General features: G+C 63.7%; 9 protein-coding genes and 3 tRNA genes. All 12 read right to left on the reverse strand.

Translation table 11 applies throughout. The features are described from left to right. Positions 1-82: 82 nt before the first annotated feature. Positions 83-4,282 carry a DNA-directed RNA polymerase subunit beta' gene (gene rpoC, locus H7H34_RS13955; protein ID WP_120267409.1) on the reverse strand — a complete coding sequence of 1,400 codons (4,200 nt, stop codon included), beginning with the start codon at positions 4,280-4,282 and terminating at the stop codon, positions 83-85. A 104-nt stretch (positions 4,283-4,386) separates the two neighbouring features. Further along, positions 4,387-8,529: a DNA-directed RNA polymerase subunit beta gene (rpoB, locus tag H7H34_RS13960; protein WP_120267408.1), complete on the reverse strand. Its 4,143-nt coding sequence runs from the start codon at positions 8,527-8,529 to the stop codon at positions 4,387-4,389. A 202-nt stretch (positions 8,530-8,731) separates the two neighbouring features. Beyond that, the gene (rplL, locus tag H7H34_RS13965; protein WP_067216539.1) at positions 8,732-9,109 is read right to left on the reverse strand and encodes a 50S ribosomal protein L7/L12; all 378 of its coding nucleotides are present in this window, start codon (positions 9,107-9,109) and stop codon (positions 8,732-8,734) included. 60 nt (positions 9,110-9,169) lie between these two features. After that, positions 9,170-9,688: a 50S ribosomal protein L10 gene (rplJ, locus tag H7H34_RS13970; protein ID WP_067216541.1), complete on the reverse strand. Its 519-nt coding sequence runs from the start codon at positions 9,686-9,688 to the stop codon at positions 9,170-9,172. Positions 9,689-10,029: 341 nt separating this feature from the next. Beyond that, positions 10,030-10,725: a 50S ribosomal protein L1 gene (rplA, locus tag H7H34_RS13975; protein ID WP_185925538.1), complete on the reverse strand. Its 696-nt coding sequence runs from the start codon at positions 10,723-10,725 to the stop codon at positions 10,030-10,032. A gap of 4 nt (positions 10,726-10,729) precedes the next feature. Next, a complete protein-coding gene (gene rplK / locus H7H34_RS13980) occupies positions 10,730-11,161 on the reverse strand; it encodes a 50S ribosomal protein L11 (protein ID WP_120267406.1) in 432 nt (143 codons plus the stop codon). A 240-nt stretch (positions 11,162-11,401) separates the two neighbouring features. Continuing rightward, complete coding sequence (gene nusG / locus H7H34_RS13985; protein ID WP_067216548.1) at positions 11,402-11,932, reverse strand: transcription termination/antitermination protein NusG; 531 nt, start codon at positions 11,930-11,932, stop codon at positions 11,402-11,404. A 33-nt stretch (positions 11,933-11,965) separates the two neighbouring features. Then, the gene (gene secE, locus H7H34_RS13990; RefSeq protein WP_120267405.1) at positions 11,966-12,163 is read right to left on the reverse strand and encodes a preprotein translocase subunit SecE; all 198 of its coding nucleotides are present in this window, start codon (positions 12,161-12,163) and stop codon (positions 11,966-11,968) included. A gap of 104 nt (positions 12,164-12,267) precedes the next feature. Then, a tRNA-Trp gene (locus H7H34_RS13995) sits at positions 12,268-12,343 on the reverse strand. Positions 12,344-12,545: 202 nt separating this feature from the next. Then, positions 12,546-13,721, reverse strand: coding sequence for an elongation factor Tu (tuf, locus tag H7H34_RS14000; protein WP_120267404.1), 1,176 nt, complete (start codon positions 13,719-13,721; stop codon positions 12,546-12,548). A gap of 135 nt (positions 13,722-13,856) precedes the next feature. After that, positions 13,857-13,930 (reverse strand) — tRNA-Gly (locus H7H34_RS14005). Between the two features lie 19 nt (positions 13,931-13,949). Next, a tRNA-Tyr gene (locus tag H7H34_RS14010) sits at positions 13,950-14,034 on the reverse strand. Between the last annotated feature and the right edge of the window lie 162 nt (positions 14,035-14,196).

Genomic DNA, 14,196 nt, shown 5'->3' on the forward strand with positions numbered 1-14,196 from the left:
GGCGGGCCTTGCAGCCAATCGCCAAAAGAAAAGGGCCGCACGATGGCGGCCCTTCCCTTCAGTCGGTTCCCGAGGACGGAGCTTACTCTCCCGCCCCGGTCAGGTCTTCCAGCATGCCATCCGCCTGGTCCACCGTGGAGGTCGCCTTGCGGGCCTCCAGGATGAGATCGTCGCGATGCTGCGCGATCTGGCGAATGCGGGTCATCATGCCGCCGGTACCGGCAGGGATCAGACGGCCGACGATGACGTTCTCCTTCAGACCCTCCAGCTCGTCCTGCTTTCCGTTGACCGCCGCCTCGGTGAGGACGCGGGTGGTCTCCTGGAACGACGCAGCCGAGATGAACGAACGGGTCTGCAGGCTCGCCTTGGTGATGCCGAGCAGAACCGGCACACCGGAGGCTGGCTTGCGCGCATCGTCGATCGCCCGGTCGTTGATCTCGTCGAGATCGAGGCGGTCGACATGCTCGCCGGACAGCAGTTCCGTATCGCCCGGATCGTTGATCTCGATCTTCTGCAGCATCTGGCGAACGATCACCTCGATGTGCTTGTCGTTGATCACCACGCCCTGCAGCCGGTAGACCTCCTGGATCTCGTTGACGAGGTAGGCGGCCAGCGCCTCCACGCCACGAATGGCCAGAATGTCGTGCGGTGCCGGGTTGCCGTCGAGGATGTACTCGCCCTTCTCGATGGTGTCGCCTTCCTGCAGATGGAAGTGCTTGCCCTTCGGGATGAGGTACTCGACCGGCTCCAGGCTCTCGTCATGCGGCTCGATGATGATGCGCCGCTTGTTCTTATAGTCGCGACCGAAGCGGATCGTACCGTCGATTTCCGCAATGATCGCGTGGTCCTTCGGACGACGTGCCTCGAACAGCTCGGCCACACGCGGCAGACCGCCGGTGATGTCCTTGGTACGGGCGCTCTCCAGCGGGATACGCGCCAGCACGTCACCGGCCTGCACCTCGGCGCCGATCTGCACCGACAGGATCGCATCGACGGACAGCAGGGACCGAGCATCGCCGCCACGCGGCAGCTTCTTGATCGATCCGGTGGAGTCCTTGATGACGATCGCCGGCTTCAGGTCGTTGCCGCGCTGCGACGTCCGCCAGTCCATGACCACGCGCTTGGTGATGCCGGTCGCCTCGTCGGTGGTCTCCTGCACCGACACGCCCTCGACGAGGTCCTCGGCGTCGACGACGCCATCCACCTCGGAAAGGATCGGACGGGTATAGGGATCCCATTCCGCGATGCGCTGGCCGCGCTTGACGGTGTCGCCCTCGTCGACATGCAGCTTCGAACCGTAGGCGATGCGATGCACCGCGCGCTCGTTGTCGTCTGCGTCGATGATGACGACGGCCATGTTGCGGGCCATCGCGACCAGGTTCCCGTCGGAGTCGCGAACCGCGTTGCGGTTGCGGATCCGCACCGTGCCCTCGAAGTTGGACTCGATGAAGGACTGGTCCACCACCTGCGCCGTACCACCGATGTGGAAGGTACGCATGGTCAGCTGGGTGCCCGGCTCGCCGATCGACTGCGCCGCGATGACGCCGACCGCCTCGCCCATGTTGACCGGCGTACCGCGGGCAAGGTCACGACCGTAGCAGGTCGCGCACACGCCGCGCTTGGTCTCGCAGGTCAGCACCGAGCGGATCTTGATCATCTGGACGTTCGCGGCCTCGATGGCCTCGACATCCTTCTCCTCGATCAAGGTACCGCGCGGGACGATGACCTCGCCGGTCGCATGGTTCAGCACGTCCTCGGCCGCGGTACGGCCCAGCACGCGATGTCCGAGCGAGGCGATGACCTGGCCGGCGTCGACGATCGCCTGGATGGTGATGCCGTTCTCCGAACCGCAATCCGTCTCCAGGATGATCGAGTCCTGCGCCACGTCGACGAGACGACGGGTCAGGTAACCCGAGTTCGCCGTCTTCAGCGCGGTGTCGGCCAGACCCTTACGGGCACCGTGCGTGGAGTTGAAGTACTCCAGCACCGACAGGCCTTCCTTGAAGTTCGAGATGATCGGCGTCTCGATGATCTCGCCCGACGGCTTGGCCATGAGGCCACGCATGCCGGCAAGCTGCTTCATCTGCGCGGGGCTACCACGGGCACCGGAGTGGGACATCATGTAGATCGAGTTGATCTGCTTCTGACGCCCGGTCTCCTCGTCGCGCTGGACCGCCTGAATGCGCTTCATCATCTCGTCGGCGACGCGGTCGGTGCACTTGGCCCAGGCGTCGACGACCTTGTTGTACTTCTCGCCCTGGGTGATCAGGCCGTCGTTGTACTGCTGCTCGTATTCCTTCACGAGGGTCGCGGTCTCATCGACCAGGCCGGCCTTCGTCTCCGGAATCACCATGTCGTCCTTGCCGAACGAGATGCCGGCACGGCAGGCGTGGCTGAAGCCCAGACCCATGATGCGGTCGCAGAAGATCACTGTCTCCTTCTGGCCGCAGGCACGATACACCGCGTCGATCATGCGGCTGATGTCCTTCTTGGTCATCAGCTTGTTGCAGACGTCGTACGGCACTTCGTGATGCAGCGGCAGGAGCTCGCCGATCAGCATGCGGCCCGGCGTGGTCTCCACGATCCGGTTGGACGTGTTGCCCTCGGCGTCGATCGCGCGGACACGGCCGCGGATCTTGGCGTGCAGGGTCACGGCCTTCGTCTCGAGCGCGTGATGCAGCTCGCCGATATTGCCGAACACCATGCCCTCGCCCGGCTCCCCGTCGGCAATCAGCGACAGGTAGTAGAGGCCGAGAACGATGTCCTGCGACGGCACGATGATCGGCGAACCGTTGGCCGGGTGCAGGATGTTGTTGGTCGACATCATCAGCGTACGCGCTTCGAGCTGGGCTTCCAGCGAGAGCGGCACGTGCACGGCCATCTGGTCACCGTCGAAGTCGGCGTTGAACGCCGCACAGACCAGCGGGTGCAGCTGGATGGCCTTGCCCTCGATGAGCGTCGGCTCGAACGCCTGAATGCCGAGACGGTGCAGCGTCGGCGCGCGGTTCAGCAGCACCGGATGCTCGCGGATGACCTCGTCGAGGATATCCCAGACTTCCGGACGCTCCTTCTCCACCAGCTTCTTTGCCTGCTTCACCGTGGAGGAGAAGCCCTTGGCGTCGAGGCGGGAGTAGATGAACGGCTTGAACAGCTCCAGCGCCATCTTCTTCGGCAGGCCGCACTGATGCAGCTTCAGCTCCGGACCCACGGTGATCACCGAACGGCCGGAATAGTCGACGCGCTTGCCGAGCAGGTTCTGGCGGAAGCGGCCCTGCTTGCCCTTCAGCATGTCGGACAGCGACTTCAGCGGACGCTTGTTGGCACCCGTGATGACGCGGCCGCGACGGCCGTTGTCGAACAGCGCATCAACCGACTCCTGAAGCATGCGCTTCTCGTTACGGATGATGATGTCCGGCGCGCGCAGCTCCATCAGGCGCCGCAGACGATTGTTGCGGTTGATGACGCGGCGATACAGGTCGTTGAGGTCCGAGGTCGCGAAGCGGCCGCCGTCCAGCGGCACCAGCGGACGCAGGTCCGGCGGAATGACCGGGACCACGGTGAGGATCATCCACTCCGGGCGGTTGCCGGAATCGATGAAGGCCTCGACCACCTTAAGACGCTTTGCCAGCTTCTTCGGCTTCAGCTCGGTCGTCGCCTCGGCGATCTCCTTGCGGATCTGGTCGCGCTCTTTCTCCAGGTCGAGCGACATCAGCATCTCGCGGATGGCTTCCGCGCCGATCATCGCCGTGAAGGCGTCCTCGCCATACTCGTCCTGGGCGCGCAGGAAGTCTTCTTCCGACAGAAGCTGGTTCTGCTTCAGCGGCGTCAGGCCCGGCTCCAGCACGACGTAGTACTCGAAGTACAGGACGCGCTCGAGATCCTTCAGCGTCATGTCCAGCAGGAGGCCGATGCGCGAGGGCAGCGACTTCAGGAACCAGATATGCGCGACGGGAGCGGCAAGCTCGATGTGGCCCATGCGCTCGCGGCGAACGCGGGACAGGGTGACCTCGACATTGCACTTCTCGCAGATGACGCCCTTGTACTTCATCCGCTTGTACTTGCCGCAAAGGCACTCGTAGTCCTTGATCGGACCGAACACGCGTGCGCAGAACAGGCCATCCCGCTCCGGCTTGAACGTGCGATAGTTGATCGTCTCCGGCTTTTTGATTTCGCCGTAGGACCACGACATGATCTTCTCGGGGCTAGCGATCGAGATCTTGATGTGGTCGAAGGTCTGGGCGGGAGCCTGCTGGTTGAACAGGTTCATGACCTCATGATTCATGGGCTCTCTCCTCGAATGCGCGGAAGGGAAGCAGGGTCCATACCCTGCCTCCCGCCCCGGCAATGCGGCATCGTGTGTGTGCGGTGGTCGGCATCAGGCGGGGATTACTCCGCCGCGTCGACCGCCGGAACGCCCGGATCAGTGGGCAACTGTACCTTGTCGTCCTTCAGCTCGACATTCAGTCCGAGCGAGCGCATTTCCTTCACGAGAACGTTGAAGCTCTCCGGAATGCCAGCCTCGAACGTGTCGTCGCCGCGCACGATCGCCTCGTAGACCTTGGTGCGGCCGGCCACGTCGTCCGACTTGACCGTCAGCATCTCCTGCAGGGTGTAGGCGGCACCGTACGCTTCCAGTGCCCACACCTCCATCTCGCCAAAGCGCTGGCCGCCGAACTGCGCCTTGCCACCCAGCGGCTGCTGGGTCACGAGCGAGTACGGGCCGATCGAACGGGCGTGGATCTTGTCGTCGACCAGGTGGTGGAGCTTCAGCATGTAGATGTAGCCCACAGTCACCTGACGGTCGAACTCCTCGCCGGTACGACCATCATAGAGGGTCGACTGGCCGGATCCGTTGTAGCCCGCCTGCTCGAGCATGCTGACGATGTCCGGCTCGCGGGCACCATCGAACACCGGGGTCGCGATCGGAACGCCGGTCTTCAGCTGTTCGGCCAGACGAATGACGGAGTCGTCGTCATAGTCCTTGACCGGTTCGCCCTTGAGGTTGTCGCCGAACACTTCGACGATCTCGCCCTTGAGCGCCTCGATCTTGCCCGACCGCTTGTACTCCTCGTACAGCTCGCCGATCTTCCGGCCCATGCCTGCGCAGGCCCAGCCCAGATGCGTCTCGAGGATCTGTCCGACGTTCATGCGGCTCGGCACGCCGAGCGGGTTCAGCACGATATCGACATGGTCGCCATTGGCCAGGAACGGCATGTCCTCGATCGGGTTGATCTTGGACACCACGCCCTTGTTGCCGTGACGGCCGGCCATCTTGTCGCCCGGCTGGATCTTGCGCTTCACAGCGACGAAGACCTTCACCATCTTCATGACGCCCGGCGGCAGCTCGTCACCGCGCTGCAGCTTCTCCACCTTGTCGATGAAGCGCTGCTCGAGGCGCTTGCGGCTCTCGTCGTACTGACCGCGAAGTGCCTCGACCTCGCTCATCAGCTTCTCGTCCTCGACGGCGATCTGCCACCACTGCGAGCGCGGGAACTCGTTGAGGACGTCGCCGGTCACTTCAGCGTTCTTCTTGAAGTGCTTCGGGCCGGCGACAGCGGTCTTGCCCAGCAGCATCTCGGCCAGGCGGCCATAGACGTTGCGGTCCAGGATCGCCTGCTCGTCGTCGCGGTCCTTGGCCAGGCGCTCGATCTCCTCGCGCTCGATCGCCATAGCGCGCTCGTCCTTCTCCACGCCATGGCGGTTGAAGACGCGCACTTCGACGACGGTGCCGGTCACGCCCGGCGGCAGACGCAGCGACGTGTCGCGCACGTCGGAGGCCTTCTCGCCGAAGATGGCGCGCAGAAGCTTCTCTTCCGGCGTCATCGGGCTCTCGCCCTTCGGCGTGATCTTGCCGACCAGGATGTCGCCCGGCTTCAGCTCGGCGCCGATATAGACGATGCCGGCCTCATCGAGATTCTTCAGCGCCTCTTCCGAGACGTTGGGAATGTCGCGAGTGATTTCCTCCGGCCCGAGCTTCGTGTCACGCGCCATCACCTCGAATTCCTCGATGTGGATGGAGGTGAACACGTCGTCGCGCACGATCCGCTCGGAGAGCAGGATCGAGTCCTCGAAGTTGTAGCCGTTCCAGGGCATGAACGCGACGCGCACGTTCCGGCCGAGAGCCAGGTCGCCCAGATCCGTGGACGGGCCGTCGGCGATGATGTCGCCCTTGCCGATCACGTCGCCCACACGCACCAGCGGACGCTGGTTGATGCAGGTGTTCTGGTTGGAGCGCTGGAACTTCATTAGCTGGTAGATGTCGACGCCGGACTTCGACGGATCGAGATCCTCGGTAGCCCGGATGACGATACGGGTCGCATCCACCTGGTCGACGACGCCCGAGCGGCGCGCGGCGATCGCCGCGCCCGAGTCACGGGCGACCACCGGCTCCATGCCGGTGCCGACGAACGGAGCCTCGGCGCGCACCAGCGGCACGGCCTGACGCATCATGTTCGAGCCCATCAGCGCGCGGTTGGCGTCGTCATTCTCCAGGAAGGGAATGAGCGAGGCGGCAACCGACACCAGCTGCTTCGGCGACACGTCCATGAACTCGACGCGCTCCGGCGGCAGAAGCATGTTCTCGCCAGCGTGGCGGCAGGTGATCAGGTCGGACACGAAACGGCCGTCCTCGTCGATCTCGGCGTTGGCCTGGGCGATGTGGTACTTCGCCTCCTCCATAGCCGACAGATAGACGGTCTCGGTCGTGACCTGGCCGTCCTTCACCTTGCGGTACGGGCTCTCGATGAAGCCGTACTTGTTGATGCGGGCGAAGGTCGCGAGCGAGTTGATCAGGCCGATGTTCGGGCCTTCCGGCGTCTCGATCGGGCAGATACGGCCGTAATGCGTCGGGTGCACGTCGCGCACCTCGAAGCCGGCGCGCTCGCGCGTCAGACCGCCAGGGCCAAGCGCCGAAAGGCGACGCTTGTGCGTGACCTCGGACAGCGGGTTGGTCTGGTCCATGAACTGCGACAGCTGCGAGGAACCGAAGAACTCGCGCACGGCGGCAGCCGCCGGCTTGGCGTTGATCAGGTCCTGCGGCATGACCGTGTCGATCTCGACCGACGACATACGCTCCTTGATGGCGCGCTCCATGCGCAGAAGACCGACGCGATACTGATTCTCCATCAGCTCGCCGACCGAACGCACACGGCGGTTGCCGAGGTTGTCGATGTCGTCGATCTCGCCGCGGCCGTCGCGCAGTTCGAGCAGCTCGCGGATCACCGCGAGGATGTCTTCCTTGCGCAGCGTGCGGACGGTGTCCTCGCACTGCAGGTCGAGGCGCATGTTCATCTTCACGCGGCCGACGGCCGACAGGTCATAGCGCTCGGAATCGAAGAACAGCGAGGCGAACATCGCCTCGGCGGTCTCGACGGTGGGCGGCTCGCCCGGGCGCATGACGCGGTAGATGTCGAACAGCGCGTCTTCGCGCGTCTCGTTCTTGTCCACGGCCAGCGTGTTGCGGATGTAGGCACCGGTGGTGACGTGGTCGATGTCGAGCACGGCGACCTCGTCGTAGCCGCGATCGACCAGCTCGCCGAGGATCTTCTCGTTGAGCTCATCGCCGGCCTCGGCGTAGATCTCGCCCGTCGCCGGATCGACCATGTCCTCGGCCAGGTACTGGCCGTACAGGTCCTCGTCCATCACCTTCAGGGCTTTCACGCCCTTGTCGGCCAACTGGCGCACAGTGCGCGCGGTGATCTTGCGGCCGGCCTCGACCACGATCTCGCCGCTGTCGGCGTCGATCAGGTTGAAGGAGGCCTTGGTGCCCTTCAGGCGGTCGCCGTCAAACGCAACGCGCCAGGAGCCCGGCTCGTCGCGGGTGTACTCGATCCGCTTGTAGAACGTGTTGAGGATCTGCTCGCCGTCGAGGCCGAGCGCCTTCAGCAGCGAGGTGACCGGGATCTTGCGGCGACGGTCGATACGCGCATGGACGATGTCCTTCGCGTCGAACTCGATGTCGAGCCACGACCCGCGATACGGGATGATGCGCGCAGCGAAGAGCAGCTTGCCCGAGGAGTGGGTCTTGCCCTTGTCGTGGTCGAAGAACACGCCCGGGCTGCGGTGCATCTGCGAAACGATGACGCGCTCGGTGCCGTTCACCACGAAGGTGCCGTTGTCCGTCATGAAGGGCATGTCGCCCATGTAGACGTCCTGCTCCTTGATGTCCTTGACGGACTTCGCGCCGGTGTCCTCGTCGACATCGAACACGATCAGGCGCAGGGTCACCTTCAGCGGGGCGGCGAAGGTCATGCCGCGCTGACGGCACTCCTCGACGTCGTACTTCGGTGCCTCGAACTCGTAGGACACGAATTCCAGCAACGCGGTACCCGCGAAATCGGAGATCGGAAAGACGGAGCGGAAGACCGCCTCCAGTCCCTCGTCGCCCCGCCCGGCCTCGGGCTTGTCGACCTGAAGGAACTGGTCGTAGGACGCCTTCTGGACCTCGATGAGATTGGGCATCGCGGCGACTTCGCGGATCGATCCGTAGATCTTACGGACCCGCTTGCGACCGTTGAACGTGTGCGCCATTGTCGCTCCTCGTTTCGATCTGGTACGGCTCTCCGAAAAGCCGGTTAAGGCTCAACCGCCAGCGTGACACCCACGCCTACGGCCCTTCGGACAGCCGCCCCTTCTTAGGGACTGATACCCCGGTCAGGATTTCCCGCCGGGGTTCGACAGACTTGAACTCCCGGCGCGAAATCGCGCCGGGAGCGTCCAGGCAAAAGCCTGATTACTTCAGCTCGACCTTGGCGCCGGCCTCTTCGAGCTTCTTCTTCAGCTCTTCGGCTTCGGCCTTGGCAACGGCTTCCTTGACGGTCTTCGGAGCGCCCTCGACCAGGTCCTTGGCCTCCTTCAGGCCCAGACCGGTGATCGCGCGCACTTCCTTGATGACGTTGATCTTCTTGTCGCCGGCATCGGCCAGGACAACGTCGAACTCGGTCTTCTCTTCCTCGGCCGGAGCGGCAGCAGCGCCACCGGCAGCAGCAGCGACGGCGACCGGAGCAGCGGCGGACACACCCCACTTCTCCTCGAGCATCTTCGAAAGCTCCGCAGCCTCCATGACGGTGAGCGCGGACAGTTCCTCAACGATCTTTTCGAGATCAGCCATTTTCGTAAGTCCCTATGGTTCGAACCGTAATCGGTCTCGACAGTGTGTTTGTGGTCCGCCTTATGCGGCTTCGTCCTTCTTGGCATACGCGCCGAAGACGCGGGCAAGCTGCCCGGCCGGAGCGTTGACAACCTGGGCGATACGGGAAGCGGGGGTCTGGATCATGCCCACCAGCTTCGCGCGCAGCTCGTCGAGCGACGGCATCTCGGCAAGCGCCTTGACTCCGTCCGCATTCAGGTTGGTCGTGCCGAGCGCGCCACCCAGAACAACCAGGTTGTTCGAGGTCTTGGCGAAAGCAACCGTGGCCTTGGCGGCGGCAACCGGATCGTCCGAATAGGCGATGACGGTCGGGCCGGTAAACAGACCAGCGATATGCTCGAGCTCGGTGCCTTGAAGGGCAAGCTTCACAAGACGGTTCTTGGCGACCTTGACCGAGCCTCCAGCGGCACGGACCTGCGACCGGAAGGCCGTCATTTCCGCAACCGAAAGGCCGGCGTAGTGCGCAACGACGACAACGCCGGTGTTATTCAACACCTCGTTGAACGACGCGACGAACTCTCGCTTCTCCGCTCTTTCCACTTGCCTACTCCATTTGGCGGCTTGCGCCGCCGGTTTGTCTCTGCCGCCCTCCGGCGGTGCCTTGCGGAACCACCGGTGGACAACACCGAGGATCCTGCCCCCTCGCGAGCCATGACGGCGCGGCAAGGACAAACGGTTCGAACCGGTACGGCCTGAGCCGCGAATTCGGTTCGCACCCGTCTATGCAGGCCCGTTGGGCTTAAGCGATCCGACGGAAGCCGGATCCACACCTGCAGTCTCGGACAGGACACCTGCCGTTCCCGGCAGGTGATCCGTCCGACGTTACCGCCGGACGGAATTCTTGTTTGGCGACGCGAGGACCGCGCCGCCGGCCTGACTGATCAGGCCGTGACCGTCGACGGGTCGACCTTCAGGCCCGGACCCATGGTCGAGCTGACGGCAACGCGCTTCAGGTAGGTGCCCTTGGCGCCCGTCGGCTTGGCCTTGACCACGGCATCGACGATCGCCTTGATGTTCTCGCTCAGCTTGTCGGCCTCGAACGAGGTCTTGCCGACGCCGGCGTGAATGATACCCGCCTTCTCGACGCGGAACTGCACGGCGCCGCCCTTGGCGTCACGCACCGCCGAAGCGACGTCCGGGGTCACGGTGCCGACCTTCGGGTTCGGCATCAGGCCGCGCGGGCCGAGAACCTTGCCGAGACGACCGACGAGCGGCATCATGTCCGGCGTGGCGATGCAGCGATCGAAGTCGATCTTGCCGCCCTGGACCTCGTTCACCAGCTCTTCGGCGCCGACGATGTCCGCGCCCGCAGCCTTGGCCTCATCGGCCTTGTCGCCGCGTGCGAAGACCGCAACGCGAACAGACTTGCCGGTGCCGTTCGGCAGCACGCAGACGCCGCGGACCATCTGGTCGGCGTGACGCGGGTCGACGCCGAGGTTGATGGCGATCTCGACGGACTCGTCGAACTTCGCGGTTGCCCGCTCCTTGACCAGCGCCAGAGCCTCGTCGAGGGCGTAGAGCTTGTTGCGGTCGATGCCCTCGCGGGCAGACTTGATGCGCTTTCCAACCTTCGCCATCGTCTTACTCCGTGACCTCGAGACCCATGGACCGCGCCGAGCCTTCGACCATCAGCATGGCCGCCTCGATGTCGTTCGCGTTCAGGTCCTTCATCTTCGCTTCCGCGATCTCGCGGACCTGGTCACGGGTGACCTTGCCGACGAAGCCGCCCTTGCCCGGCGTCTTCGAACCCGACTTCAGGCCGGAGGCCTTCTTCAGGAAGAACGCGACCGGCGCCGTCTTCACGACGAACGTGAAGGAGCGGTCGGAGTAATAGGTGATCACGGTCGGGCACGGAGCGCCCTTCTCGATATCCTGGGTCTGCGCGTTGAACGCCTTGCAGAACTCCATGATGTTGAGGCCGCGCTGACCAAGCGCCGGACCGATCGGCGGCGACGGAGTCGCGGAGCCGGCCGGCACCTGCAGCTTGATGTAACCTTCGATTTTCTTCGCCATTCGTATCTCCAACTGGCGCTGCCGGATAACCGGCGTCTTCAGATCAGGTGGTGCAGCCGCAACGCGTCCGGCGAATGGAGCGCGTCAGACCTCCCACCAGGGAGCGGGGCAGAACCCCGTCTGCCCGCCTTGCGGCGGACACCGGCGACGGATCGCCGGCACTGCCGTCCCGCCGATGGTATCGGCGAACGCGGCAAACGGCCCGGAATGCCGAAAGGCAATTCCCGGACCGTAAAGAAATCAGAGCTTCTCGACCTGACCGTATTCCAGCTCGACCGGCGTCGCGCGGCCGAAGATCGACACTGCGACCTTGAGCCGGGCCCGCTCGTCGTCCACTTCCTCGACAAGGCCGGAGAAAGAGGCGAACGGACCATCCGAGACGCGGACCTGCTCGCCGATCTCGAAGCTGATCGACGGCTTCGGGCGCTCCACGCCCTCCTGCACCTGGTGCAGGATGCGCATCGCCTCGGAGTCCGAAATCGGAATCGGCTTCTGGTCAGCACCCAGGAACCCGGTGACCTTCGGCGTGTTCTTGATCAGGTGGAACGCCTCGTTGGTCATCTCCATCTTGACCAGAACGTAGCCCGGGAAGAACTTGCGCTCGGCGTCGACCTTGCGGCCACGCCGCACTTCCACGACCTTCTCCGTCGGAACGAGAATCTCTTCGAAGAGATCCTCAAGTCCCTGCTGCTGCGCTTTTTCCCGAATCGCGTCCGCCACCTTCTTCTCGAAATTCGAGTAGGCGTGGACGATATACCAACGCTTGGCCATAATCCCTCAAGCCGATTGTGTACCGGACTCCGCTCAGTTGCCGAGACCCAGGAGCAAGCCGATACCCTGGCCCATCAGCCAGTCGGCGAGCAAAAAGAAGATGGCGGCGAGGAACACCATGATGAACACCATGACGGTGGTCACACCGGTTTCCCTGCGCGTAGGCCACGTCACCTTCGACGTTTCCTTGCGAACTTCGTCGATGAACGTGAAAGGATTCGATTTCGCCATTCAACTGCCGGTCTTTTCACGACACACAGGCGCGCGGAATCATCCACGCGCCTTGGTCGAAAGCTCTAATTAAGGCCTAACGGCCCGTCGATCAAGAGCAAAGGTGGCAGGGGCGGAGGGACTCGAACCCCCGGCCCTCGGTTTTGGAGACCGATGCTCTACCAACTGAGCTACACCCCTAGACCTTTCGCGACCTGACTTAGATAACTTTCCCCGCCGCTTCAAGCGTGAAATGCACCTGGCGGCAAATTATTCACATCCTTGCAGTTTTTTCGACGAGGCCAAGGAGCGACCAAGCGGGAACGCAAACGAAAAAGGGCGCCGCCCGGAGGCGACGCCCTTGAACCATGGCTGGAACGGTTATCCCGCTCCGCCTTGTTGGTTACTTGATGATGGAGGCGACGACGCCGGCGCCGACGGTACGGCCGCCCTCGCGGATAGCGAAGCGCAGACCCTCTTCCATCGCGATCGGCACGATCAGCTCAACCTCGACCGACACGTTGTCGCCCGGCATCACCATCTCCGTGCCTTCCGGCAGCGTCACAACACCCGTCACGTCCGTCGTGCGGAAGTAGAACTGCGGACGGTAGTTGGTGAAGAACGGAGTGTGGCGACCACCCTCTTCCTTCGTCAGGATGTAGGCCTCGGCCTTGAACTTCGTGTGCGGCGTCACCGAACCCGGCTTGCAAAGAACCTGGCCGCGCTCCACGTCCTCACGGCCAACGCCGCGGATCAGAGCACCGATGTTGTCGCCGGCCTGGCCCTGGTCCAGAAGCTTGCGGAACATCTCGACGCCGGTAACCGTCGTCTTCTTGGTGTCGCGGATGCCGACGATCTCGACTTCCTCGCCGACCTTCACGATGCCGCGCTCAACGCGACCCGTCACGACCGTGCCGCGGCCCGAGATCGAGAACACGTCCTCAATCGGCATCAGGAACGGCATGTCAACCGGACGCTCCGGCGTCGGGATGTAGTCGTCGACCGCAGCCATCAGCTCGCGGATCTTCGTCTCGCCGATCGCCTCGTCGCGGCCCTCAAGGGCGGCAAGAGCCGAACCGGCAACGATCGGAATGTCGTCGCCCGGGAACTCGTAGGACGAAAGCAGCTCGCGCACTTCCATCTCGACCAGCTCGAGAAGTTCCGCGTCGTCCACCTGGTCGACCTTGTTCAGGAACACCACCAGAGCCGGAACGCCGACCTGACGGGCCAGAAGGATGTGCTCGCGGGTCTGCGGCATCGGGCCATCGGCCGCCGAGCAGACCAGGATCGCGCCGTCCATCTGCGCCGCACCCGTGATCATGTTCTTCACGTAGTCGGCGTGGCCCGGGCAGTCCACGTGCGCATAGTGACGGTTCTCGGTCTCGTACTCGACGTGCGCCGTCGAGATCGTGATACCGCGAGCACGCTCCTCGGGAGCCGCGTCGATCATGTCGTACGCCTTGAACTCGCCGAAGAACTTCGTGATCGCCGCCGTCAGCGTCGTCTTGCCATGGTCGACGTGGCCGATCGTGCCAATGTTCACGTGCGGCTTCGTCCGCTCAAACTTTGCTTTCGCCATCGGCGTCGCTCTCTGTTAACTTGCGGTTAAGTCCATCATTTCGATCAAGACCCGACCGCCCCAGGGCGGTGGATGCTAAGCAGGGCATGCGCGTTTGTCGTAAAGCCGGTCAGGAGCAGCAGCGTCACTCGAAAGTGGAGCGGGTGAAGGGAATCGAACCCTCGTCATCAGCTTGGAAGGCTGCTGCTCTACCATTGAGCTACACCCGCCGCCTGCCGCAAGGGGGGATGGTGGAGGAGGTTGGATTCGAACCAACGTAGGCCAAGCCAACGGATTTACAGTCCGTCCCCTTTAACCACTCGGGCACTCCTCCGTTTCACCGCCCTGTCGCCGAAGCGTCCTGGATGGCTTCACGAAAACGCCCCGCGAAACAATCGCGAGGCCGCTCCCGTGGCGCGTGTTATGTAGAACCGGCTTGGGGGTGTCAACACCCATTTATAGCCTTTGGACACAAAAACGACCGCCCGTCCGGCAG

This window comes from Stappia sp. 28M-7, from assembly GCF_014252955.1.
Lineage (GTDB): Bacteria > Pseudomonadota > Alphaproteobacteria > Rhizobiales > Stappiaceae > Stappia.